Origin of the sequence: Fictibacillus nanhaiensis (assembly GCF_023715445.1) — a bacterium.
GTDB classification, from domain to species: domain Bacteria; phylum Bacillota; class Bacilli; order Bacillales; family Fictibacillaceae; genus Fictibacillus; species Fictibacillus nanhaiensis_D.
Map to the genome: position 1 here is coordinate 21,344 of NZ_JAMBOD010000011.1, position 24,537 is coordinate 45,880.

Sequence of the window (24,537 nt, forward strand, 5' to 3'; positions counted from 1 at the left end):
AAAGACTATAATTTTCTATTGGCTCTTTTCTAAAAGACTGTTGCTTTTAGGTCATTTTTGTAAAGAGTATTCATTGACAAGTTGATTGAAGTGCAAGATGCGAGACTCCTGCGGGAGCAGCGTGCCTACCACCTGAGAATCCATCTCGCAAGGCATGCGACGAGGAAGCCCGTTTCGGTAGGATAGCCTTGCAGACGCAGGAGCACACATGCTTCCTTGAATATCCATCTTCCACTAAGGCTCACGGCACGCCCCGCGGAAAGCGAGCATCCTGAAACGGAAATCAAACACTCCTCGAAAATAGCCTTTTTATTTCACTGATTATTGGATAACTGTTAGTTTTGTGAATTACTTCTCTACTTTTTCACCAAAAGCTTCTGGAATCATCGTAAAGCCTTCAATAACAGTATCTTCTTCCACTTCAATCATTAAGTAACGTTTACCACTAAGATGAACTTGTTTAACAAACTTTAAGTCTTGTGGACTGATCGAAATGTTAGCAACCTTCGTATTGATTTTAATCGACTTCGAATTATACTTTGGCACGACGCTGCTCGCTTTTATCTCATATTTGTCATCATCAATCACTTTTTGGAAGGCAGTTTCTACCTTTTCCGTACTAACATCTTCAATGCCGCTCATCTTTAAAACGCGTTCAACGTCCTTGGAATCTAATTTTGGGTGTTCTTCCTCTTCATTTTCTTCGATCATACGGTTAATCTCTTCATACACATTTGAGAGCGTTGATGTATTTAATTGATCCCTTGTTACGTCTTTAATGATTTCTTCAAAAACGATTTTATCGTCTTTTGCCGTCATCGTTTCTTCGCTGTTCAACACGTTCTCGATGAATTCATGATCAGGCTCATGCACTTTCCCTGCTGAATAGAGAATGTGGTTCACATTTGCTGCATTATCACTAAAACAAGGGAAGAGGAATCCTCCGATTGGCGCATTCAGATTAATGATAGGATCGACCACAAAATTGTACTTGAACTCTTTTTCAACATAATCAAAAAGCAGCTCTTTTTTTGGCTCTTGTGTATTGTTTATGCTGCACAGAATAAAGGGGAAAGAGTAAACGGTATCTCGTTCACTTACCTCGGCCTCCTCATTTCTGCGTTTCGTCGGCTTAAAATATTCTCCGCGAATAAATGTAATGACAATATCCATCTCGTATTGTCGATTTAAAAGCATTTTACCTACCATTTGGAGCATTCGCTCTTTCCAGTCTTCCACATCACTGCTGAGTAAGCCTTGATGCAAAATGAGCTGGCTGTTGTTTTCAGCATCCCTTTTAAATTTTAATTCAAAGAGCTTCTCATCTAAACTTCCGCCAAGTAATTTTTTGAAGTTATTCAAAAACAGCTCTTGTTGCTCTGAATCCAGCATTTCGAAAGGCTGACTCTGGTGATGATAGATTTCACTTGATTCCTTCATAATATAGACATTAAAGATGTTGAAGATTTTGAGTGAATCATTATCTTTTTTAAATTGCTTCCGAATCTGTGCGATATCTTTTTTGTTCATGATTAAATACACTCCTATTTTGCTCTGATATGTAAATTCGAAGGTGAAAAGTCTCTACATTCTTAGCTTTAAGTATCATTAATTTTAACATTTAGGCGAAGTTAATTGTGAAGGGGATTTTTCGCAAAAAAAATCTCCTCAGTTTTGAGGAGATCTTCCTATATATTTAACAACTCTTTTAATTTGGCAACATCTGTTTTCTGTAATGTATAGCCTGTATGAGTATCCTGAACATTCATTATCATTCCACCATTATCTTCTTTTCGTAACCAGAGAAAAAAGTTTTCTTTATTGCCCTTTGAATCTATTAAGCTAATTTCAAAATTGCTTTTTGCCACATCTAATATTCCTTGTATTTTTTCAGCAGATTGTATAGCGTCTCGAGCGATTTTTATTTCCTTTTCTTTATAAAATGTTTTATTTACTTTACCCGTAACTTTTAATTTTTCTAATGTTTCTTGAGTGTTCTTTTGATGGGTAGTTCCATTTGTTTCTGAAGTAATGTTACACCCTGAAAATAAGATGGAACAGACGACTATAGAAAAAATAATAAATCCCTTTTTCATTTTTACACCCCTAAAATCCAACTTATAAAGTAAGTCGTAATTTGTTTTAAAAAGTTTCAAGGTTTATAAATAGTCTAACTATTCCCGAAGGTCACTAAGAAACCCCTATCATGCAGCCTTTCTTAAAAGGCGATGCTTTATAGGGGTAAATTTAAAAATAAGCGCTACTGCAAAAGCAACTTCTATATCTATATAACTCTCTTCTTAATACGAGCTACAAGTGGTACTACAATGATACCGGCTATTACAACCTGCATGACGTTGCCAGGAATTGATCCGAATGGCTGGATCCAGTTACTATAGAGGATTACTTCAGCAAAATAATAGCCTACAATTTTAATAATAAGGGCAATCGCAACTGCCATTGAGTATACAACAGCTCTTTTGCCTGGGACTTTTTCGGATATAAGACCGGCTACATAGCCCATTGCACCAACTATGAAGAAGGTAAATGGCGCCCACACTGTCCAACCGGAGATAATATCAAAGAGGCCCATACCAAAGGCGCCAGCTATAGCTCCTGTTTTTCTGCCGAAAACGAATGCTGCTATAAATAGGGGAACGTTCCCGAGATGGATTAGGCCGCCGTTACCCATTATCGGGAGTTTTAGGTTGATGAACATGGTAGCTACAAGAGTTAATGCGACGAAAAGTGCATTGATTACTAACGCTTTTGTTTTATTCGTTTCTATCGGTGAAAATGTTGTATTCACAAAATAACCTCTTTCGTTTAATAGTATGATTTTACTTAATTTCAGATTATGAATGGAGAATTCCCCGCTAACTCATTATATCTGTCTCTTACGTCTAAGAAAACAGCTATTTTATCGGTAAATGATACTAAAAAGAGAAAGCTCTTTACTAATAAAGAGGGAGTCTTTAGTATGTTAATATAATTTGTTTATCATGATAATTTTTGGAACCAAAGCACAAAACAAGGTTTATCACTTCGAATGCCTATAATAGGCGAATTATCAGCTGCTTTAGGTTCGTATCGCTGGGCGATATAACTTATAATAGATATAAATAACATGATATTGAGTAGAAAAGGAGGTCCGATATGCGACGTGATATACAACCGAACGAACGAGCATTTTCATCAAAGGAAGTAGCAGAAGAAGTAGGTATTGCCACACCAACTGTCCGGAAGTATGGACAGATTTTAGAACGGAACGGGTATGAATTTTTGAAAGACGGCGACCGCCGTATCTTTGTTCAATCAGACATCGAATCGCTTATAGCGTTGCGCGATACAGACAAACCATTGGACGATACAGCAAAAGAACTTGTGCTACAACAAAAAGAAAGATTAATAGTATCCAATGAAACGGACGTAGCGATACCCGATACATATGAAACTCTACCCCAGGATCCCAATCATTTAAAAGAGGTCTTAATGGTATTGGCCAATGAACTAGCAGCTGCACGTGAAATGAATGTTCAACTGACAAACGATATGTCGCAGCTTAAAATAACGGTTTCCCGACTTCAACAAGATCACCATGTTATAAGTTCTACGATTGGAAATGCAGCGCAAAAAACGAACGCTAAAATTGAAAAGTTAACTAATCAACAAAAGGATCATTACGAAACATTATTGCAGCAAGAAAAAGAAAAAAGTGAACTCCTACAAAAAGAAATACAAAATATGCGAGAAGAACAGACAAAAGAGTGGCGTTTACAAAATGATTTTAATAAACGTTTAGAAGAAGTGATACAAAAACCTAAAAGTAAATGGGAGGGGCTATTCTCCCTATTTCGAAAATAATGTGGCCATTATTCTTTGTTTCGTATCGCGTGGCGATATGTATTTCTAAATATCTCTAACTTGCCTTGTTCATCATATATCCAGGGAATATATCGATACGCGATACGGACCATCTACATGGAGTGCCGCTTCTTATGTATTGATAGAAAAAAGTAAAACTGATGTAGTGATACCCGATACATGTGACAATTTACCAGCATCTTCATCTAAATTCGACCATTTCCCGAGAAATATCTACAAATTCTGAGTTGGTATTTACAAATCTTTGAGCCCATTATTAAATAGCAATAATTTATTTTCAAAAGAACCGTAAAGGAGGGGGTCTTTCATTCGTTCGATGAACTGGTGTGCGGCCTTTTTTCTATGTGCAGTTTATAAGAAGAGAACTCCCTTCCTGATTTTGCATCGTTATTCATATAAATAGAAAACCACAAAGGAAATATGACTAAACAAAAAGTAGGGAAACACAGCAAGGAACTATACTTTTTTACGGTTACATAATGACCTTATTATAGCTACCATTAAAATAACTTTATGAAAACGCTAACAAAAAAGTGAAAAGGAGCGAAATTTATGGATGGAAGAGAATTTAGAAATTGTATGGGTCATTTTGCTACAGGTGTTACGGTAGTCACATGTAATACGGACGGAGGGCCGCATGGGTTTACCGTAAATTCCTTTACGTCAGTTTCACTCGACCCACCGTTGATTCTAGTATCTGTTGACCGAAAGACGAAGGCGATTGAATTCATGAAAAACAATAACTTCACAGTCAATATTCTAAAAGAGGAACAGCAGGACACAGCGATGCATTTTGCCGGCAGACCCCTCGAAGAAGCACCTTTCCAATGGGAAAAAGGGAAGCTGAGCCCCCGTCTGCAGGATTCGCTGGCTTACATCGAATGTGAGCCCTTTGCGGAATATGACGGAGGCGATCATGTTCTTTTCATTGGGAAAGTGAGTGAATTTGAATATCGGAAAGGCAGTCCGCTCACCTATTACTGCGGGAAGTTTTCAAGCGTGAGCACCCAGCTCAGTCTATAGAGTCAGCTAATTAAGGGAGGGGACATATGAAAGCTCATCATCTACTTTTTGAGAAATTGATAGATATTAATCCCCGTACAGGCACAATTATGTTTGATGACAGAAGAATGGCGCTCGTATCAGTGGAAGCCCTCGGAATCCTCCGCAGAGATTTAGTCAATACGCTGAGCATGGATCGAGCAAAGGGCTTTTTAATGAGATACGGATGGGCATGCGGTTTTAAAGATGGAGAAACAATTGAAAAGATGTATGATTGGGGTTCCCGCCAAGAGCTTTTGCTTGCCGGGCCATATCTCCATACTCTTGAAGGAGTGGTAACCGTCGAGCCTGATACGATTGATTTCTGTGAACAAAAGCTTCATTTTACAGGGTTTTGGAAAAATTCGTTTGAAGCTGTTGAACACATTAACCATTACGGGCTAAGCAAGGATCCGGTGTGCTGGATTCTAATTGGTTATGCCAGCGGATACTTAACGAAGACGTTCGGAAAAGAAGTGCTCGTATATGAAGAAAAGTGCGAGGGCAAGGGAGACTCACATTGCTATTTTGTCGCGAAAACGGTAGACCATAATGATGAACGCCACCAGCAATATTTACGCTATTACAAGTCTGAAACACTCTTATCCGAACTTGATAGGGTCTATAAAGAAGTTCAAGAGTTAAATGAAAATATCATAGAATCTGAGAAGGTACAAAACCGGCTGACAGACATGCTGCTTGAAGACAAGGAAGTTAGCGATACGGTAAGCCTGATTTCAGACACCCTCCAGAAAAGCATTGTAATCGACTATATAAATGAAACTCTGGAACGCTCATTCATCTGCCAAGAAGATGAAGATACCTATAGAGATTGGAAAAAAGATAACGGATTGACAGGTGGAACAGAGAAGCATGTTCAGACCTTTCCGATCAAGGCACATAAAGCAATTCTTGGCCGAATGGTGGTCATTAGCGAAGGGCCGATGAATAAAAAAGAGCAAATGATTATTAAACGAGCACTTATGGTCTGCACGGTGCAAATGTTCCACCAGCGAAAGCTGATGAATTCCGTTTGGCAGAAAAAAGAAGATTTATTTGATGAACTGCTTCGAAATAAATACGACGAAGACACACTCCATCGGCATATGTATATGTTTGATTTTAATCCTCAAGCTATAAACCGCATCCTTACACTGAAGGTAGATCCTGTTTCTAATAAAAAGGAAATCCTTCAGTACTTGAGTATCGTCTATTCTGGTATTGATTTTTTTATAAAAGACGACTATATTATTCTCATTTTGTCTGATCAAAATAGTTTGGAAGTACAACCTTTTTCCTTACAACTTCAAAAGAACCTTCAGGAAAAGTTTAAATCTATGAAAGCTTATATTGGTGTCGGGCGCCCTGCCAACGACCTTAAAACACTGGGGAAAAGCTATCACGATGCATGCCGGATTTGTGATTTTATTCAGTTAGCTTATCCTACAGACAGCAGAACATCATATTTTGAAGAGCTAGAACCGATCATTATGTTTTTAAAAGGAGCGGATCAGGAGGAACTGATTGATTTTTGTAAGAATACTATTGGCAAGCTGGTCGAATACGATGTTGCCAATCAGGGCAATCTCGTCATTACACTAAAATCTTATCTAGATTATAACGGGAATCTTCAGCAAACGGCGGATGACCTTCATATGTCCATTGCCGGTTTACGTTACCGCCTCGAGAAGATCGAATCGCTGTGTAATGCAGATTTAAAAACAGGAACAGGTCGCTTTAAGTACCAGCTAGCCGTTCGTATTTACTTCGGCATGCAGATCATTGATGAACGGTATTCTTTTGCGACATAAACATGATCGCCAATAAGGCAGATGCCTTTTGGCGGTCTTTTTTTATTTTTATTAAATTTTTCCGCCTCACTATGCTTACTCCCGCACCGCATAAACTGAAAAAAACTTCTTTGTTATCAGTATTTTTTTACAGTTCAAATTAATCAGATAATTACTCATACTTAAATTATAGGAATTGTAAGCGCTTTATTTCTAAATTAACTCAATCAAGGAGGCAGAACAATGCAAACCAAGGAAAAAGAAATCACTAAAAAGCCGTTGACCGGACAGGAGTATTTGGAAAGTTTGAGAGACGGGCGTGAAATTTGGATTCATGGAGAGAAAGTGGAAGATGTAACGACGCATCCAGCTTTTCGTAATGCCGCCCGGTCGATTGCAAGATTGTATGACGCTTTACATGATGAAAAGACAAAAGATGTACTTACCGTAGAAACCGACACAGGCAATGGCGGTTACACACAAAAATTCTTTAAGGTCGATAAAAGCGTACAGGAACTTTTAGAAACACGCGACGCAATTGCACAATGGGCAAGGCTGTCTTATGGGCAGATGGGAAGGTCCCCGGATTATAAAGCATCATTCCTAGCTACGCTTGGAGCAGACCCGGACTATTATGCGCCATATGCGGAAAACGCGAGACGATGGTATAAAGAAGCACAGGAAAAGAACTTGTTCTTCAACCATGCAATCATTAACCCTCCGGTTGACCGCAATAAACCGCTCGAGGCCGTATCGGATATCTTCATAAAAGCGGAAGGTGAAACAGAAGAAGGTGTTATCGTCAGCGGGGCTAAGATGGTGGCCACAGGCTCAGCCTTAACAAATTACAATTTTGTTGCCCACTATGGGGCAGCACCGATTAAGAAGGAAGAATTTGCACTGGTTTTTGTAGCGCCAATGGATACGCCAGGCGTCAAGCTCGTAAGCAGGACATCCTATGAAATGAACGCCGCGGTAATGGGCAGTCCGTTCGATTATCCGCTAAGCTCCAGATTTGATGAAAACGATGCAGTGCTTATTTTTGATAAAGCACTGATTCCATGGGAAAACATCCTTATTTATAAAGATGTGGAAAAAGTGAATAACTTCTTTGCAGAGAGCGGTTTTCTTCACCGGTTTACGTTCCATGGCGTAACAAGACTCGCTGTAAAACTCGATTTCATTTCCGGGTTGCTTTTAAAAGCGGTAAAGGTGAACGGAACCGACCAATTCCGGGGTGTTCAGGTGAATGTGGGGGAAGTGCTGGCGTGGAAGAACATGTTCTGGGCGCTGAGTGACGCGATGGCTCTCAATCCGGAGAAAGGTGCAAACGGTACGGTTCTTCCTAATCTAAATTATGGTCTCGCTTATCGGGTGTTCATGTCAGAAGGCTGGCCTAAAATTAAGGAAATAATCGAGAACGTGGTAGCCGGCAGTCTGATCGTTCAACCTTCCAGCGCGAGAGATTTTAAAAACCCTGAGCTGCGCCCATACCTTGATAAGCTGTATAGGGGCTCGAATAACGTGGATGCCTTAAACAAAATCAAACTAATTAAACTTCTCTGGGATGTTGTAGGCACTGAATACGGTGGAAGACATGAACTATATGAACGCAACTACTCAGGCAACCATGAAAACATCCGATTGGAAAATTTATTGGTTGCAACTGAGAATGGACAAGCTCTCGAATATGAACAATTTGCAGAGGAATGTATGAGTGACTATGATCTTGACGGATGGATCAATGAAACATGGATAAACCCTGACGATGTAAGCTACTTTTCGAAATAAAAAGGAGGTACAAATCAATGGCAAGTCAGCGCGTATTAAAAGTTTTTGAGGGAATCGTGAAGCACACGAAGAAATTATTAGATGAAGCACAAATCTCGCACGACGAGTATCATGAATTCGTTCTTTGGCTTGACCGTCTCGGACGAAAGGGAGAAATTCCGCTGTTCATGGATGTCTTTTTTGAAACCCATGTACTCAATAGCATTTACAGCGGTTATCCAGGGACAGAACCTTCACTGCTCGGGCCGTATCATATCGAAAACACACCGATGCTTGAAGAACCCTATGTATTAACGCAGCGCGCGGATGAAAAAGGAGACGTATTGTATTTTAAAGGAACTGTAAGATCCGTGGACGGCAAGCCGCTGGCGAATACGCTCGTAGATATGTGGCAAGCCGATGCGGATGGTGAATATTCGCATTATGCGGATGATATCCCAGAATACAATCTACGCGGACGATTCTATACAGATGAAAACGGTCAATTCGAAGTAAAAACGATCGTTCCTGCCCCTTATAAGATTCCAACGAATGGCCCGACAGGTGAGTTCTTGGATTATATTGATCATCATCCGTACCGTCCCGCACATCTTCATATTCAATTTAAACAGGAAGGCTATGAAAATCTTATTACCCAGGTTTTCTTTGAAGGAGATCCATGGATTGAAACAGATGTCGCAGAAGGTGTAAGATCTACCCTGATTACAAAGCTTGAACACCATGAAGATACAAACGGATCCTATAAAACCGCATCGCTTGATTTTGAAATGAGAACACAGAACTGGAGAGCGGAAACAAAAAAGGACCTGACAGTAGCCAATTCATCGAAATAAAAAAGAGGTGGGAGAGGAATGGCTGAAATAGCTAGCTTACAAGAAGCTGTTCAAACCTTAATAGCAGATCATGAGTCGGTCGCCCTTGAAGGGTTTACGCATCTTATTCCACAGGGAGCTGGCCATGAAATCATTCGCCAGGGTAAAAAGGATTTAACGTTAATCCGTTTAACGCCTGACCTTATATATGATCAGCTCATTGGGATGGGGCTTGTTAAAAAATTGATCTTTTCTTGGGGTGGGAATCCGGGTGTGGGTTCCCTCCACCGTTTTCGGGATGCTGTTGAACATCAATGGCCACGGGAACTGGAGTTAGAGGAACACACACATGCGGGGCTTGCGAACAGATATGTTGCCGGCGCTTCAGGGCTCCCATTCATGGTTATGAAAGGATATCAGGGAACGGATTTATTAAAAAACACAAAGAATGCAGCAGTAATCGATTGCCCATTTACCGGTGAAAAGGTTGCGGCAGTGGCTGCCATCAATCCAGATACGACGATCATTCATGCCCAGCAGGCGGATCGAAAAGGAAATGTCCAGCTATGGGGGATCACGGGAATTCAGAAAGAAGCGGCATTTTCAGCAAAAAAAGTCATTGTGACCGTAGAGGAAGTGGTGGATAAAATCGAGCCAAGACCAAATGCCGTCTTTCTTCCTTCTTTTACAATTGATGCGGTCTGCAAAGTGCCAGGGGGGACCTATCCTTCTTATGCCCTTGACTATACGAAACGGGATAATCAATTTTATAAAAAATGGGACAGTATCAGCAGAGACAGAAACACATTCATGAACTGGATGGAACGCCATGTTCTTCAAACAAAAAACACGGAAGAATTTCTTAGAAGCTTAGAGGGGGTTGTGACGTGATGGATTATACCCCGGATGAAATGATGACGATTGTTGCTGCAAGGCAATTAACAGACGGAGTGTCTTGCTTTGTTGGAATTGGACTTCCAAGCGCGGCAGCCAATCTGGCACGCCATCTCCATGCGCCGGAAAGTATATTAATCTATGAATCCGGTACGATCGGCACAAAACCAGTAGCGTTACCTTTATCCATAGGTGACGAAGAATTGGCTGAAACGTCTGATACGATAGTGCCTCTTCCCGAGATATTCAATTACTGGCTGCAGGGCAATCGAGTGGACATTGGATTTTTGGGAGGCGCACAGATTGATAGATTTGCGAATCTAAATAGCACTGTCATTGGAACGTACGATAATCCGAACGTCAGGTTGCCGGGAGCCGGTGGCGCACCTGAAATTGCTTCTATGGCAAAAGAAGTCTTTATTATTATGCCTTTGAAAAAAAGAGCATTCGTTGAAAAAATCGATTTTATCACTTCAGCGGGTTTTTTAGAAGGTTCCCATTCCCGCACTGATTTAGGATTTAACGGCAGTGGACCATCGATTGTTATTACAGACCTCGGCATCCTAAGACCGGATCCGGAATCAAAAGAGTTAACACTGACCGAGCTTTATCCTGGTGTTAAGGAAGAACAAGTGCAGGAGAACATCGGCTGGAAGCTTAAGATTGCAAAGAATGTGCAAGTGGTGGAGCCGCCAAGGGATGAAGAACTGCAAAAATTAAGGGAGCTAAAGAAGGCTTAAGGGGGAAAACATGGATAAAACCATCCGTTCAATTAAGACAGAAATTCTGGATATTCCAATCAAGCGTCCCCACCAATTTTCAGCAGAAAAAATGTATGCAAAAAGCTTTGTCATAGTCCGTATCGAAACGGCAGAAGGATTGATGGGCATAGGGGAAGGAACGACACCTGGTATATGGTGGAGCGGTGAAAGTGTAGAAACGATGCAGGCTGTTATTGAAGCCCACTTTAAGCCGCTGCTGCTTAACCAGGACCCGCGAAACATGGGAAAGATACTCGCCTTAATGGACAGGCAAGTGGAACGAAACCAATTTGCGAAAGCAACGGTTGAAATGGCTCTTTACGATCTCATTGGTAAAATAAATGCGGTGCCTGTACATCAGCTGCTGGGCGGGCTGTACCAGGAAAGTATTCCTGTGAGATGGGCGCTTGCAACAGGTGACGTAGAGGAAGACGCGGCGGAAGCAAAAGAGAAGATGGAAACAGAAAGCTATGTGAATTTTAAAATAAAAGCGGGCAACATACCACCAGCTCAAGACGCAAAAAGAACAGCCGATGTTGCATATCTGCTTCGTGGTCACTCAACAGTTGGAGTAGATCCAAACGGGTCATGGGACATTCTGACGGCAACCCGCTGGATGGACCGGCTGAATGAAGCGGGCGTCGAATTTTTAGAGCAGCCTCTTCCTTACTGGGATATAGACGGTCTTGCACGATTAACAGCAATGTCGAAAGTCCCCGTAATGGCGGATGAAAGTGCATCCACCTTGCAGGAAGTCATGCAGTTGGCGAAAAAGAAGGCAGCAGACATTATCTCTCTAAAGATTCATAAGTCTGGAGGTATGAAAAACGTTGTGAAGATAGCGGGAATCGCGGAAGCTGCGGGCATCTCATGCTTTGGAGGAACCTCGCTCGAAAGCTCGATCGGCACAGCAGCCTGTCTGCATGCCTACTGCACAATCCCCAATTTGGATTACGGCAGTGAGTTGTTCGGCCCTGTGTGGTTAGCAGATGACATTGTTAAAGAGCCGGTGAAGTATGAGAACGGCAGAATCTTCGTCCCGAAAAAACCAGGTCTCGGAGTGGAGCTGGATGAGGAAAAAGTTAGCAGATATAGACGAAAAAATACGTAATGAATTGGATATGGGAGTGGTGAGTATGAAAGAGGCGGTAATCATTGCAGCCAAAAGAACGCCGATTGGCCGCTATGGAGGTTCTCTTTCTTCAATACGTCCGGATGACTTGGCAGCCACTACGATGCGGACAGTAATAAAAGAAACGGGACTTGATCCTGAACTCATTGATGACGTGCTGCTAGGTTGTGCCAATCAAGCAGGGGAAGATAACCGAAACATTGCGCGTATGGCGCTGCTTTTGGCAGGTTTGCCGAAACGAATTCCAGGTGTTACAGTCAATCGTCTGTGTGGTTCAGGGATGGAAGCCATTTTACAGGCAGCAAGGGCAATTAAAGCGGAAGAAGGAGATATCTTTATCGCAGGCGGTGTAGAAAGCATGAGCCGAGCTCCATGGGTGATAGGAAAACCAGAAACCGCATTTTCCCGCGGAACGAAGGAAATGTACGATTCAACACTGGGCTGGCGCTTTCCAAATCCGGAAATGGAAAAAATGTATTCCCTGTCTTCTCTGGGAGATACAGCTGAAAATGTTGCTAATCGCTATTATGTTACAAGAGAAGAACAGGATTCATTTGCTCTTTGGAGCCAGAAAAAATGGAAGGAAGCTGAGGAAAAAGGCATTTGGAAGGACGAAATAATCCCCGTTGAGCTGAACGATAAAAGAGGCAATATAACCATTATCGATACAGATGAACATCCGAGATCTGAAGCAACCTATGAAAAATTAGCAGCCCTTAAGCCTGCCTTTCAGAAGGAAGGCACGGTTACCGCGGGTAATTCATCCGGTCTCAATGATGGAGCCGCTATTCTGATTGTCATGTCGAGCGTTAAAGCAAAAGAATTAGGGTTTCGGCCTCTTGCAAAAATTGTTTCAGGGGCCGCCGAAGGAGTCGACCCAAATTACATGGGCATTGGCCCAATACCAGCATCAAGGAAGGCTTTATCCAGAGCAGGCTGGGAAACAGGGGATATTGAAATTGCAGAAATAAATGAAGCATTTGCCTCACAGGCAATTGCTTCAATAAGAGAACTAAATCTTGAAGAATCAATTGTTAATGTAAACGGAGGGGCAATTGCTATCGGTCATCCATTAGGATGCAGCGGTGCCCGGATTGTCACGACCCTCATCCACGAAATGAAAAGGCGTAAGGCCCAAAAAGGATTAGCGACCATGTGTATTGGAATGGGGCAAGGGATCGCAGCGTGTATAGAGGCGGTACAATAAATTAACCGAAAGACGAAAGGAGAGTGGGATCTATTGCAGACATTTTCTGCTCCCGAACTTACATTTCTTTTTAATTTATCGTTAAAAGTAGACCCTCCGCATTTTCAGGAAAAGACCCCCGTTGGCAAGAGAAGAATTATAAATGTAGCAAGCGGGACATTTGAAGGGGAAGAAATAAGAGGAGAGGTGGTCCCGGGCGGAGATGACTGGATTACAGTAAGAGAGGACGGAACCATCATACAGGATGTCCGAATTACGCTCCGCACCGATGATGGTGCCCTTATTTTAATGACATACCGTGGTATACGCACGGGACCTCAATCGGTTTTAAAACGTTTGGATGCTGGAGAAGAAGTAGATATGACGGAATATTATTTCCGTACCGTTCCTGTTTTTGAAACGGCATCGGAAAAATATGACTGGCTTAACCGTACGGTCTTTATTTGTGTTGGAAAAAGGCTGCCAGATGGCGTACAATATTCGATTTATGCGGTTAAATAAAGGGATCAGGGAGGTGGCTTAATGAAGCAATATCAAATAAACATAATGGATAAACAATTCGAAATAAAGGAATATCCAGGAGAGAAGGGCACTATCCTTGCCATACATGGCCTGACAGGAAACCATAAAAACCTGCATTATTACGCCGAGACCCTTTCTGGAGAGTACCGATTTATTTCTATAGATTTGAGAGGAAGAGGGAACAGTTCCCCAATGGACGACTCTCCATCCATTTTCAAGCATGCAAGTGACGTAATTCAAATCATCAATGCCTTAAATATCGAAGACCCTATCTTGATCGGCCATTCCATGGGAGCTTACATCTCTGCGTTAGTTGGAAGTATGGACCCACGGGTGAAAGGGATTATCCTTTTAGATGGGGGAGGGAAAGCGGATGAAACGCAGAGAGACCAGATCAAGCCATCCTTAAGCCGCCTAAGCAAAGACTATGAATCTCCTGAAGACTATGTGGAGGAAACAAAAGTTATCTATTCAAAGCTGGGTATTCAATGGAATCCAGAATTAGAAGAAAACGCAAGATACGAGGTTAAGGAACAAAACGGTATGTGGAAACACAAATCAGATCCTAAACTGATAGCCGAAGACTTTGAAAGCTTTTATGATTATGAACCAAAATCAGTCTGCTCTAAAGTAGATTGCGATACGCTATTAGTAGTTGCCGATGGAAAGATAGGCGAAAAACCGCCTCTCTTTAATGAGAAGTCCTATGAGGATACATGCAAATATACAAAGAAAATAGAGACAGTTACAACGCCAAGTAATCACTACACCATGGTCTTTAAAAACCAACCTGAAATAAACCAGCAAATCCAACAATTCCTCTCTAAACTAAAATGAAAAGTAACGGAGGAACCCCATGATGAAGGTATTTAGAAACAATGAATTAATGCTTGAACAGTCTGTCGTGACGATAGGAGCTTTTGATGGCATTCATCGAGGACATCAAGCATTAATCGAACGAGCAGTGAACCGTGCAAGGGAACTCGCTGTCCCTTCCGTCGTATACACCTTTAATCCACCTCCCCGTGCCTTTTTTCAAAATCAAATGGTTTTAACGAATGTTGGGGAAAAAATAAGCTTTATCAAAAAAATGAAGGTGGATTATGTGATCATAGCTGACTTTAATGAACACTACGCTTCACGCAGTCCTGAAGCTTTTCTGCAGGAGCTAAAAGTATTAAATCCGCAGGAAGTTTGGGTTGGACCGGACTTTAATTTCGGAAAAGGAAAAAAAGGGACGGCGGCCGACCTTTCAGCAATGTTTCAAACCTTTACCCATCCGCCGATAAAATGTTCAAAAGGCGAAACCATTTCATCGACAAGAATCCGTAATTTGCTGTGCAAACAAGAAGCTCAGCTCGCCAACGAACTTCTTGGGCGAAACTTGTTTAAAAAAATTCTTTAAAATCTAAAAACCCTGTCTCCTTTTACTGGACAGGGTTTTTGCTTGTTCCTTCAGGGAGTTATTATCAAACCAACTACAAACCAATCTTCTTCTACTTTTTTTATAAGGGCTTTCTGCATATTGCTGGTACAATGGCACATTGAAGCCTAGTTCTTTCTGACCTGTTTTTTATGATAGCTGTTTGAAAGGTGAATAAGCGGGTAATCAAAGAATTGAAGCTTTATCAACCAACTATCAAGGAGGTTTCATATGTTTCGTCACCAAAAAGAGTTGCAGTTTGAGATTAAGGTAGAACGTCCAGATCCTCAGCTCGCCCGTCAGATTCAGGAAGTTTTAGGCGGACAGTTTGGGGAAATGACGGTTATGATGCAGTATCTTTTCCAAGGCTTTAACTGCAGGGGAGAAGAAAAGTACAAGGATATGCTCATGGATATTGGAACAGAGGAAATCGGACACGTAGAAATGCTATGTGCAATGATCAGTCAGCTACTTGATGGTGCTTCTCCAGATGACCAAGCAAAAGCTGCTAAAGATCCCGCTACAGCAGCAATCATGGGAGGAATCAACCCGCAGCACTTGCTTGTAAGCGGTCTTGGCGGATTGCCGACCAACTCAAACGGTGTACCATGGAACGGAGCCTATATTGTAGCGAGCGGTAACTTATTGGCAGATATGAGATCAAATCTGCATGCAGAAAGTCAAGGAAGACTGCAAGTAGCCCGCTTGTACCATATGACGAGAGATGAAGGAGTTCGTGCTGCTTTTCGAAAAATGCTTGCGCGTGACCGATATCATCAATATCAGTGGATGGCAGCTATTGAAGAACTTGAACAGAAGAACGGTGTAGTTGTTCCGGCTTCATTCCCGCCAGAAGCCGAATTAGAATCCCAGCCGGAAGCCTATAAGTTTTGGAACCTTTCAGAAGGACAGGAATCTAAAGAAGGATTGTGGGCAACAGGAAGTGCTCAGGATGGTACAGGTGATTTTGTTTATGAAGCAGATCCTGTCCCACAAGGAAATATCCCTAATCCTGAAGTTCCAGCACCAACCCTGCACCACGATTTGGAAAAAAGTTTAAAAACGCAAATGATGAATAGAAAATAGAGTATTGAGATGCACTGTTCAGGGTGCATCTTTTTTATTTTGTGCTGATTTCCCGAATTTTCTCTTTTTTTGTAAATTAAACAAGGAATATACATTTACAAATGCGAATTTAATAGGAAAGAAAAAAATTATCTAATAGAGAGACAGAAATGTTAGAGGGGAGTCTATCATGAGCGCTAGAAATGAAAATTCATTCGAATATCATCCGCAGCTAAGAGACGTTATCACAAATGTTGAAAAAGTAATGGTAGGAAAAAAACAAGTTACTGAATTAACGCTAGTATCTATGTTAGCTGGGGGGCACGTATTGCTTGAGGATGTACCTGGGGTAGGGAAAACAATGATGGTTCGATCCATCGCTAAATCCCTTGGTCTAACATTCAACCGTATTCAGTTTACACCTGATTTATTGCCGTCGGATATGACGGGAGTATCCATATATAATCAAAAAGACATGAGCTTCGAGTTCAGACCGGGTCCGCTAGTCGGAAACGTTATTTTGGCAGATGAAATTAACCGTACCTCTCCAAAAACACAGTCAGCTCTTCTTGAATCAATGGAAGAGATGAGCATGACGGTTGATGGGCAAACACATATCTTGCCTGACCCGTTCTTAGTAATGGCAACACAGAACCCAATTGAATACGAAGGAACATATCCGCTGCCGGAAGCCCAGCTGGACCGTTTCTTAATGAAGCTTACAATGGGATATCCAACGCCGGAGGAAGAGTTTAATGTACTTAACGTTATCGGAAACGAACATCCGATCCACTTGTTGAAGCCAGCGATTTCAGCAGAAGAGATCGCTGAACTGAAAACCGCTGTGAAAAATATTTATGTATCTGATTCTGTGAAGCGCTATATTGTTGATCTCGTTAACCGTACGCGTAATCATAAGTCCATTGCATTAGGAGTGAGTCCTCGTGGTTCACTTGCCTTGCTAAAAGCGGCACAGGCTTATGCACTGTTAATGAACCGTGATTTTGTAATCCCTGATGATGTAAAATATCTGGCACCGTTTGTCCTTGTGCATCGTGTGCTATTAAAGCCTGAAGCCCGTTTTGAAGGTGTAACCGCCCAAGAGGTAATCAAGGATCTTTTAGCCCGCGTTCCTGCACCTATTCATAAGGAACAGCATGCGAGATGAAGGCATTTCTCCAAAAATTTTGGGAGCGTTATAAAACACCTATAGGGTTTTCAGGGATCATTTTTTTACTGCTAGCTACGTTTTCTTTTGCCATGTTCCAAGGCGGATTCGTAAGCTGGTTTTTGTTTTACAGTGTTCTCCCGCTCGTTTTATATTCTGTTGCAATGGCGTTCTATCCCATCGGGCGGCTGAATATTGAGCGGATTATTTCAAAAGAAAAACTGATGGCTGGAGAAGAAGTGGAGATCACAATTGTGGTTACACGGCGCAGCAATTTCCCTCTTTTCTATGTCGTATTGGAAGACGTGCTGCCTGAAGCACTACTTCGTGAAACCCGCTATGAAGGGAACACTCATCAGATACAATCTCGTATACTGATGTTCCCTTTGTTTCGGAAACGTCTGAAATACTCCTATACGATTAACCCTGCACCACGCGGGTTGTTTAAGTTTGATCAAATCATGGTTAAGACTGGCGACATCTTCGGTTTTGTTTTAAAAAATACGAGTGTGTCTATAAAGGATCAAATTTTTGTTTACCCGCAATATCAGGATATTGAACGCTGGGAAAACGGGAAAATGCTTCAAACTGGTATGAAAAAGGTGGGTAAGCGTTCATTTACAGATTACACATCTACCGTAAGTGTCCGCGACTATGTGGCTGGTGACAGAATGAATTGGCTGCATTGGAAGGCGAGTGCGCGATCTAACAAACTGCTCACAAAAGTGTTTGAGCAGCAGCGGAATGATGATTTTGTAATCGTTCTGGATCATTGCGACAAAAGCTACGGTATGAATGACTGGCTGTTTGAACGCGGTGTTTCACTCGCAGCATCACTTGTTCATTTTTCAATCTCAAAAGGCGGTTCTATCGGGTATCATCCTTTTAAAGGAAAAGAGATCCCGATGAACATTGGGGTTGAACAGGAATGGCGCATCTTTCATGAACTGGCTAAGGTGAAGGCTGATATAAAAGAACCTTTTGAGGAACGTCTGAAGCAGGAATATATGATTGGTCATATGGAAGGGAAGACAGCGCTTATCATCTCTCCTAATCTGTCTGAATACACGATGAAGACACTAGAACTTATAGCTTCCAGACAGCAAACGAATGTCATATTCTTTTACCTGGCTTTGGATCCTAAGCTGAACAGCCAGGAACTGACGTATATGAACCGGATCAGACAATGCGGTGTTCCGGTTACACCAATAATCGGCTCTGACTTTAATGAATCACTGAAGGCAGGTGGAATGTATGCAACAATCTAAACAGCAGCCTTCGACCCTGCATACACTCGTTCTCTACGGATTAGGATTTCTTCTTTTATGGGAATGGCTGAGACCCTTAAAAGATATTACTACCACGAATGATATTAACATTTTTGTGATGTATACGATGTTCTTATTCATTGTGACGTACTTTCAGCTTCCGATCTGGATTTCATTCCCGGTTAAGCTGGGTGCACTGCTGTACGCCTTACATTCTCTTTACTTTTTTGATGTATTTCTATCTTTTAAATGGGTTCCTTATCTGATAGAGGACATTCATTACAATTTATCGCTGTTTTCGGATCAGAACTGGAATGAAATGACCTCGCTCAGCCGCTCACTGCTGTTCTTTATTTTATTATGGCTTGTGAGCTATCTGATGCATTATTGGCTGATTCAAACGAGAAGGATCTTCTTATTTTTCTTAATCACGGTCATTTACATTTCCATCCTTGATACATTTACTGTTTATGACGGCCAACTGGCGATTATACGAACGGTCTTTATCGGATTGTTGCTGATCGGTATTTTAAGAATGATGAAGATTATTGAGACAGAAGGATTTTCGTTGTTAAAAGGAAAGTTCCCTGTTCTTTGGGTAGCGCCTCTTTCAGGAGTGATTGCATTGTCATCCGTATTAGGTTATGTCGCTCCAAAAGCTTCACCGATCTGGCCAGATCCTGTACCGTTCATTCAAAATTTGTCTGGCAAAGAAGACATTGGAGAAGGCGGAAAAGGCAGTGGTATAGCAAAAATCGGGTATGGAGAAAACGACAGCCAGCTTGGAGGTCCGTTTGAATTTGACTATACGCTGATTTTCAAGTCATACGATAATACGAGACACTATTGGAGAATTGAAACGAAGGAATTTTATACGGGAAAAGGGTGGGAGAATAAGATCCCAACCACAGCTGTTCCGGTTGATGCAAATCAGCCTTCCGCTCAAACAGACTATACAAAAATTTGGGAACAAGGACTAGAGATGGAAGACAGCACAGCAAGAATTGAAGCGGAAAAAGGCAAGGAATATCCGTTTCTGATGATTCCCGGCAAGTTAACGAAAATCGAAGCAGATCCAGATACGACTTTTCAGCTCGATGGGGTAAAAGGTAAAATTTCAACCTTCCAAAATGGGGGAGAAGTTAAACTATCCTCTTACTCCATGAACTATCAACTTCCAGTATTAAAAGAAAAACAGCTAAAAGAATCAACGAATTCCTATCCGCAATATATAATGGATAACTACTTGCAGCTGCCGGAAACGCTCCCGCAGCGAGTCAGCGATCTAGCGCAAGAAATAACAGCAAGTCAGCCGACGATATACGATAAAGTAAAAACGGTTGAAGGGTACTTTGCGAAAAATGCATATGGCTACAACACGATTGAAGTAGCTGTGCCTGAAGATAATGAAGATTATGTTGATCAATTCCTTTTTGAAACAAGAAAAGGGTATTGTGATAATTTTTCTACATCTATGATCGTCCTGCTGCGATCCGTCGGGATTCCTGCTCGTTGGGTAAAAGGTTTTACGTCAGGTACATTTGAAGGAATGGGCGATGACGGTCTTCGTGAATATACCGTTACAAATGCAAACGCCCACTCCTGGGTTGAAGTTTACTTCTCTGGAATTGGCTGGGTACCGTTTGAACCGACTCGCGGTTTCGATAATCCGTTTCAGCCAGAAGAAGATAAAGAAACAGCTACACCAGCTGCAGCCGTTCCTGAACAGCCTGAAAAGCCTGAAAAAGATTTGAACGAAGGCAGTACTTCTTCAACTGAAAAAATGAGCATTGGGTCGATTTTAAAAACAGCTGGGTATATGGCTGCTGCATTATTCATTTTTCTTTTGATCGTTGCAGGACTTGCCTTCTTGTTCCGCAGAAAATGGCTTCGTCAGTATACAATCTGGCGCTACAAACGCAAACAAGGTACAGAAACATTTGAAGAAGCGTTTGAAAAACTTTTGTGGCTGCTTAAAGTGTATGGAATTAGAAGACAGCCAGCGTATACGCTAAGAGAGTACGCACTATACGTCGATCGGGCACTCGACACGAAAGACATGAGAATCCTGGCTAAAGCGTATGAAGGGGTCCAATTCAGCCCGAAAAAGAAGACTGATTTATGGAACGAATTCAACCGTGAATTGTGGGAAAATTTAATTAAAAGAATCCGCCCTTGACCGCTATAACAGGCATTGTTAGAATGTCCTTAAGATTATAGCGTCAGATAATATTCTCCTTCGTATATCCTCGATAATAAGGTTCGAGAGTCTCTACCGGGTTGCCGAAAATAACCTGACTATGAAGGCAGGATTCTTTATAGTTATTTTAAGGAATTCTGCCTTTGTTTTTTTGTGGAAAACAAGGGTGGAATTCTTTTTGTTTTATAAAGAAAGCTTGGCTGACGACATGCACTTTAAGTCAGCCTTCGTTGCACTTATACTATCTTACTTGTTTGCTGCGTCGTTTTAACAATCGGTTAAACAAGTTATACTTTTTGATGGTGTAAAGTAAGACAAGCTGACGGATACTATAGCTGACATTAATAGATGGGGTGAGTACATGCACGAAATGAATGACTTGCACGTAATGAGCGAAATGATCGTTGTGTTGGATTTCGGCGGACAGTACAATCAGTTGATTGCACGCCGTATCCGTGATTTAGGAGTATACAGCGAGCTGCATCCGCACACAACTACTGCGGAAGAAATTAAAAAAATGAATCCAAAAGGAATCATTTTCTCTGGAGGACCAAACTCTGTTTATGCAGAAGGTTCACCTGCTTGTGATGAGGCGATTTTTGACCTGGGAATCCCTGTACTTGGTATCTGTTATGGCATGCAGCTGATGAGCCATCATTTTGGCGGAAAAGTTGAGCGTGCGAGCCACCGTGAATACGGAAAAGCTACTATTAACATCACAAATACAAATAAACTTTACGAAAATCTTCCCGAACAGCAAGTTGTATGGATGAGCCATAGTGACCTTGTTGTTGCGCCACCTGAAGGTTTCGTTACAGATGCTACTAGTATCTCTTGCCCAGTAGCTGCAATGAGTGATGTATCACGTCAGCTTTACGGTGTTCAGTTCCATCCGGAGGTTCGTCATTCTGAATACGGAATCGAGTTCTTGGATAATTTCGTTAAATCCGTTTGCCGCTGTGAAGGAAACTGGACGATGGAAAACTGGATCGAAGACGAAGTACAAAAGATCCGCGAAGTAGTCGGAGACAAAAAAGTAATCTGCGCCATGTCAGGAGGAGTAGATTCTTCTGTTGTTGCGGTACTTGTTCATAAAGCAATCGGGGACCAGCTGACTTGTATTTTTGTAGATCATGGACTTCTCCGTAAAGATGAAGCAGATCAAGTTATGAAAACATTCAGCGAAGGCTTCAACATCAATATTATTAAAGTGGATGCAAAAGAACGTTTCTTAAGCAAGCTTGAAGGTGTTTCTGATCCAGAGAAGAAGCGTAAGATCATTGGCAACGAATTCATCTACGTATTTGATGAAGAAGCATCTAATCTTAAAGGCATTGAGTTCCTTGCACAAGGAACACTTTATACAGATATCGTAGAGAGCGGTACAGCAACAGCTCAAACGATCAAATCTCACCACAACGTTGGCGGTCTTCCAGAAGATATGCAGTTCAAACTTATCGAACCACTTAACACACTATTTAAAGACGAAGTGCGTAAAGTAGGTACAGAGCTTGGTATTCCTGAGCACATCGTTTGGCGTCAGCCGTTCCCGGGACCAGGTCTTGGAATTCGTGTACTTGGCGCAATTACGGAAGAGAAGCTCGAAATCGTTCGTGAATCTGATTTCATCCTGCGTGAAGAGATCGCAAAAGCGGGGTTAGAGCGTGAAGTGTGGCAGTATTTCACTGTCCTTCCTGATATCCGCAGTGTTGGTGTAATGGGCGATGCACGTACGTACGATTACACAATAGGTATCCGTGCAGTAACATCCATCGATGGAATGACATCTGACTGGGCTCGTATCCCGTTTGATGTACTTGAGAAAATTTCTACTCGTATCGTAAACGAAGTGGATCACATTAACCGCGTTGTGTACGATATTACATCAAAACCGCCTGCAACAATTGAGTGGGAATAGGAAAAGTATAAAAAACCGAACGATTATTGTAAAATAACATATAATTATTCGGAAAAGTGCTTGACGAACGACACAATTCGACCTATACTCAAGATGTTAATAAAACTAAATGAAATTCTTACGTATAATATCGGGGATATGGCCCGAAAGTTTCTACCAGACTGCCTTAAATGGTCTGACTACGGAAGATTATTGAAATAATGACATGTGCTATTGATAAAGTGGCATATGGACGGATTCTTTAACTTTTTCGTGATCAGACCCAAGGGCGAGTCCCTTGGGTCTTTATTTTTATGTAGTTCATACGTAGGTGTGTATAGGGGGAGTAAGAGAGATGGAACGTTATTTTGGCTTTAAAGATTTTAATACAAGCTATAAGAAAGAAGCAACAGCAGGCTTAACTACGTTTCTTGCTATGGCTTATATCCTATTCGTTAATCCGATGGTTCTTGGTGACGCTGGTATGGATAAAGGAGCTGTATTCACAGCAACAGCACTTGCCGCAGCATTTGGAACATTGTTCATGGGAATCGTTGCGAAATATCCGATCGCGCTGGCACCGGGTATGGGACTTAATGCATTCTTTGCGTACTCTGTTGTTTTAGTAATGGGTATTCCTTGGCAAACTGCACTTGCCGGAGTATTGATGTCTGGAATCATCTTTATTTTTATTACATTATTTAAAATTCGTGAAACCATTATTAACGCAATACCTCAAGATTTAAAATTTGCAGCAGCATCTGGTATCGGTCTATTTATCGCGTTTATCGGTTTGAAAAATGCAGGTATCATTGCTGAAAATAAAGCAACACTTGTTTCACTTGGCGACTTAACACAAGGACCAACATTACTAGCGATCTTTGGTTTCATTGTTACAATTCTAATGATGATCCGAAACATCCGTGGTGGAATCTTCTACGGAATGGTCATTACAGCTATTGTGGGTATATTCGCTGGTTTGATTGATAAGCCAGACAAAATCGTTGGGGCGATCCCGAGCCTTGCGCCAACATTTGGACAAGCGTTCAGTCACTTCGATCAAATTTTCACAGTGGAAATGATGATTGTTGTCTTAACGTTCTTTATCGTTGATTTCTTTGATACAGCCGGAACACTTATGGCCGTTTCTTCACAGGCTGGAATCATGAAAGACAACAAACTGCCTCGTGCAGGTAAAGCATTGCTTGCGGATTCATCAGCAATCGCAGTTGGAGCAGTTCTCGGAACATCTTCAACAACAGCTTACATCGAGTCAGCTTCAGGTGTAGCAGCAGGCGGACGTACTGGATTCACATCTGTCGTAACAGGTGCATTATTCTTATTGGCATTATTCTTCTCACCATTATTAGTAGTTGTAACACCATCTGTAACGGCCCCAGCATTAATCATCGTAGGTGTATTGATGGTTTCTGTACTAAGCAAGATCAAATGGGACCGTCTTGAAATCGCAGTACCAGCTTTCTTAACTCTAATTGCAATGCCGCTCACATACAGTATCGCAACAGGAATCGCGCTAGGGTTCGTTATGTATCCATTAACGATGACTGTAAAAGGACGGGCAAAAGAAATTCACCCGATCATGTGGGTATTGTTTGTCATCTTTATCAGCTACTTTGTATTCTTAGTAGAATAGTGAAAAACATCAGAAGGAATGTCCGAA

Annotated in this window: 21 protein-coding genes and 2 riboswitches; of the genes, 18 read left to right on the top strand and 3 right to left on the bottom strand. The window is 41.6% G+C overall.

All coding sequences use genetic code 11. From position 1 onward, the window contains the following. Window positions 1-348: 348 nt before the first annotated feature. From M3196_RS19430 to M3196_RS19440, 3 genes are all read right to left on the bottom strand, one after another. Window positions 349-1,530: a DUF4317 domain-containing protein gene (locus M3196_RS19430; protein ID WP_251323999.1), complete on the bottom strand. Its 1,182-nt coding sequence runs from the start codon at window positions 1,528-1,530 to the stop codon at window positions 349-351. A gap of 158 nt (window positions 1,531-1,688) precedes the next feature. Next, a complete protein-coding gene (locus M3196_RS19435; protein ID WP_251324000.1) occupies window positions 1,689-2,096 on the bottom strand; it encodes a hypothetical protein in 408 nt (135 codons plus the stop codon). A 188-nt stretch (window positions 2,097-2,284) separates the two neighbouring features. Continuing rightward, a complete protein-coding gene (locus M3196_RS19440; RefSeq protein ID WP_251324001.1) occupies window positions 2,285-2,809 on the bottom strand; it encodes an ECF transporter S component in 525 nt (174 codons plus the stop codon). Window positions 2,810-3,156: 347 nt separating this feature from the next. On the opposite strand from M3196_RS19440, the gene M3196_RS19445 reads away from it, so the two are divergent. The 18 genes from M3196_RS19445 to M3196_RS19530 all read left to right on the top strand — a co-directional run bounded on the left by M3196_RS19445 (window position 3,157) and on the right by M3196_RS19530 (window position 24,510). Then, the gene (locus M3196_RS19445; RefSeq protein WP_251324002.1) at window positions 3,157-3,864 is read left to right on the top strand and encodes a hypothetical protein; all 708 of its coding nucleotides are present in this window, start codon (window positions 3,157-3,159) and stop codon (window positions 3,862-3,864) included. A gap of 573 nt (window positions 3,865-4,437) precedes the next feature. After that, window positions 4,438-4,908, top strand: coding sequence for a flavin reductase family protein (locus tag M3196_RS19450; protein ID WP_066286298.1), 471 nt, complete (start codon window positions 4,438-4,440; stop codon window positions 4,906-4,908). A gap of 26 nt (window positions 4,909-4,934) precedes the next feature. Further along, complete coding sequence (locus M3196_RS19455; protein WP_251324003.1) at window positions 4,935-6,737, top strand: XylR N-terminal domain-containing protein; 1,803 nt, start codon at window positions 4,935-4,937, stop codon at window positions 6,735-6,737. A 222-nt stretch (window positions 6,738-6,959) separates the two neighbouring features. After that, on the top strand, window positions 6,960-8,507 hold the full coding sequence (locus tag M3196_RS19460) for a 4-hydroxyphenylacetate 3-hydroxylase family protein (protein WP_251324004.1): 1,548 nt from the start codon (window positions 6,960-6,962) through the stop codon (window positions 8,505-8,507). Between the two features lie 17 nt (window positions 8,508-8,524). Then, window positions 8,525-9,340 (top strand): dioxygenase, encoded by an 816-nt coding sequence (locus M3196_RS19465; protein ID WP_251324005.1) that lies wholly within the window; start codon window positions 8,525-8,527, stop codon window positions 9,338-9,340. A gap of 18 nt (window positions 9,341-9,358) precedes the next feature. Further along, window positions 9,359-10,210: a CoA transferase subunit A gene (locus tag M3196_RS19470; RefSeq protein WP_251324006.1), complete on the top strand. Its 852-nt coding sequence runs from the start codon at window positions 9,359-9,361 to the stop codon at window positions 10,208-10,210. Beyond that, window positions 10,210-10,953 (top strand): CoA-transferase subunit beta, encoded by a 744-nt coding sequence (locus M3196_RS19475; protein WP_172827383.1) that lies wholly within the window; start codon window positions 10,210-10,212, stop codon window positions 10,951-10,953. Before M3196_RS19470 ends, M3196_RS19475 begins: the two co-directional genes overlap by 1 nt. A gap of 10 nt (window positions 10,954-10,963) precedes the next feature. After that, window positions 10,964-12,085, top strand: a complete 1,122-nt coding sequence (locus M3196_RS19480) for a muconate cycloisomerase family protein (protein ID WP_251324007.1) — start codon at window positions 10,964-10,966, stop codon at window positions 12,083-12,085. A gap of 25 nt (window positions 12,086-12,110) precedes the next feature. After that, a complete protein-coding gene (locus tag M3196_RS19485; protein WP_251324031.1) occupies window positions 12,111-13,313 on the top strand; it encodes a thiolase family protein in 1,203 nt (400 codons plus the stop codon). Window positions 13,314-13,346: 33 nt separating this feature from the next. Then, window positions 13,347-13,814 carry a DUF3237 domain-containing protein gene (locus M3196_RS19490; RefSeq protein ID WP_251324008.1) on the top strand — a complete coding sequence of 156 codons (468 nt, stop codon included), beginning with the start codon at window positions 13,347-13,349 and terminating at the stop codon, window positions 13,812-13,814. A gap of 21 nt (window positions 13,815-13,835) precedes the next feature. Continuing rightward, window positions 13,836-14,672, top strand: a complete 837-nt coding sequence (locus M3196_RS19495; RefSeq protein WP_251324009.1) for an alpha/beta fold hydrolase — start codon at window positions 13,836-13,838, stop codon at window positions 14,670-14,672. A 19-nt stretch (window positions 14,673-14,691) separates the two neighbouring features. Further along, on the top strand, window positions 14,692-15,240 hold the full coding sequence (locus tag M3196_RS19500; protein ID WP_251324010.1) for an FAD synthetase: 549 nt from the start codon (window positions 14,692-14,694) through the stop codon (window positions 15,238-15,240). Between the two features lie 249 nt (window positions 15,241-15,489). Then, window positions 15,490-16,344: a manganese catalase family protein gene (locus M3196_RS19505; RefSeq protein ID WP_251324011.1), complete on the top strand. Its 855-nt coding sequence runs from the start codon at window positions 15,490-15,492 to the stop codon at window positions 16,342-16,344. Window positions 16,345-16,513: 169 nt separating this feature from the next. After that, window positions 16,514-17,491 (top strand): AAA family ATPase, encoded by a 978-nt coding sequence (locus M3196_RS19510; RefSeq protein ID WP_251324012.1) that lies wholly within the window; start codon window positions 16,514-16,516, stop codon window positions 17,489-17,491. Then, the gene (locus tag M3196_RS19515) at window positions 17,488-18,759 is read left to right on the top strand and encodes a DUF58 domain-containing protein (RefSeq protein ID WP_251324013.1); all 1,272 of its coding nucleotides are present in this window, start codon (window positions 17,488-17,490) and stop codon (window positions 18,757-18,759) included. Before M3196_RS19510 ends, M3196_RS19515 begins: the two co-directional genes overlap by 4 nt. Beyond that, the gene (locus tag M3196_RS19520) at window positions 18,746-20,938 is read left to right on the top strand and encodes a transglutaminase domain-containing protein (protein WP_251324014.1); all 2,193 of its coding nucleotides are present in this window, start codon (window positions 18,746-18,748) and stop codon (window positions 20,936-20,938) included. Before M3196_RS19515 ends, M3196_RS19520 begins: the two co-directional genes overlap by 14 nt. A 40-nt stretch (window positions 20,939-20,978) precedes the next feature. Beyond that, window positions 20,979-21,080, top strand: a riboswitch (purine riboswitch). 249 nt (window positions 21,081-21,329) lie between these two features. After that, complete coding sequence (guaA, locus tag M3196_RS19525) at window positions 21,330-22,877, top strand: glutamine-hydrolyzing GMP synthase (RefSeq protein WP_425311035.1); 1,548 nt, start codon at window positions 21,330-21,332, stop codon at window positions 22,875-22,877. A 100-nt stretch (window positions 22,878-22,977) separates the two neighbouring features. After that, window positions 22,978-23,079: riboswitch (purine riboswitch) on the top strand. Window positions 23,080-23,211: 132 nt separating this feature from the next. Continuing rightward, window positions 23,212-24,510 carry an NCS2 family permease gene (locus M3196_RS19530; protein ID WP_251324015.1) on the top strand — a complete coding sequence of 433 codons (1,299 nt, stop codon included), beginning with the start codon at window positions 23,212-23,214 and terminating at the stop codon, window positions 24,508-24,510. Window positions 24,511-24,537: the final 27 nt, after the last annotated feature.

Coding starts and splice junctions, on each gene's coding strand:
- M3196_RS19430 (WP_251323999.1), bottom strand. CDS start 1,530: ATGAACAAAAAAGATATCGCACAGATTCGGAAGCAATTTAAAAAAGAT.
- M3196_RS19435 (WP_251324000.1), bottom strand. CDS start 2,096: ATGAAAAAGGGATTTATTATTTTTTCTATAGTCGTCTGTTCCATCTTA.
- M3196_RS19445 (WP_251324002.1), top strand. CDS start 3,157: ATGCGACGTGATATACAACCGAACGAACGAGCATTTTCATCAAAGGAA.
- M3196_RS19450 (WP_066286298.1), top strand. CDS start 4,438: ATGGATGGAAGAGAATTTAGAAATTGTATGGGTCATTTTGCTACAGGT.
- M3196_RS19455 (WP_251324003.1), top strand. CDS start 4,935: ATGAAAGCTCATCATCTACTTTTTGAGAAATTGATAGATATTAATCCC.
- M3196_RS19460 (WP_251324004.1), top strand. CDS start 6,960: ATGCAAACCAAGGAAAAAGAAATCACTAAAAAGCCGTTGACCGGACAG.
- M3196_RS19465 (WP_251324005.1), top strand. CDS start 8,525: ATGGCAAGTCAGCGCGTATTAAAAGTTTTTGAGGGAATCGTGAAGCAC.
- M3196_RS19470 (WP_251324006.1), top strand. CDS start 9,359: ATGGCTGAAATAGCTAGCTTACAAGAAGCTGTTCAAACCTTAATAGCA.
- M3196_RS19475 (WP_172827383.1), top strand. CDS start 10,210: ATGGATTATACCCCGGATGAAATGATGACGATTGTTGCTGCAAGGCAA.
- M3196_RS19480 (WP_251324007.1), top strand. CDS start 10,964: ATGGATAAAACCATCCGTTCAATTAAGACAGAAATTCTGGATATTCCA.
- M3196_RS19485 (WP_251324031.1), top strand. CDS start 12,111: ATGAAAGAGGCGGTAATCATTGCAGCCAAAAGAACGCCGATTGGCCGC.
- M3196_RS19495 (WP_251324009.1), top strand. CDS start 13,836: ATGAAGCAATATCAAATAAACATAATGGATAAACAATTCGAAATAAAG.
- M3196_RS19500 (WP_251324010.1), top strand. CDS start 14,692: ATGATGAAGGTATTTAGAAACAATGAATTAATGCTTGAACAGTCTGTC.
- M3196_RS19505 (WP_251324011.1), top strand. CDS start 15,490: ATGTTTCGTCACCAAAAAGAGTTGCAGTTTGAGATTAAGGTAGAACGT.
- M3196_RS19510 (WP_251324012.1), top strand. CDS start 16,514: ATGAGCGCTAGAAATGAAAATTCATTCGAATATCATCCGCAGCTAAGA.
- M3196_RS19515 (WP_251324013.1), top strand. CDS start 17,488: ATGAAGGCATTTCTCCAAAAATTTTGGGAGCGTTATAAAACACCTATA.
- M3196_RS19520 (WP_251324014.1), top strand. CDS start 18,746: ATGCAACAATCTAAACAGCAGCCTTCGACCCTGCATACACTCGTTCTC.
- guaA (WP_425311035.1), top strand. CDS start 21,330: ATGAATGACTTGCACGTAATGAGCGAAATGATCGTTGTGTTGGATTTC.
- M3196_RS19530 (WP_251324015.1), top strand. CDS start 23,212: ATGGAACGTTATTTTGGCTTTAAAGATTTTAATACAAGCTATAAGAAA.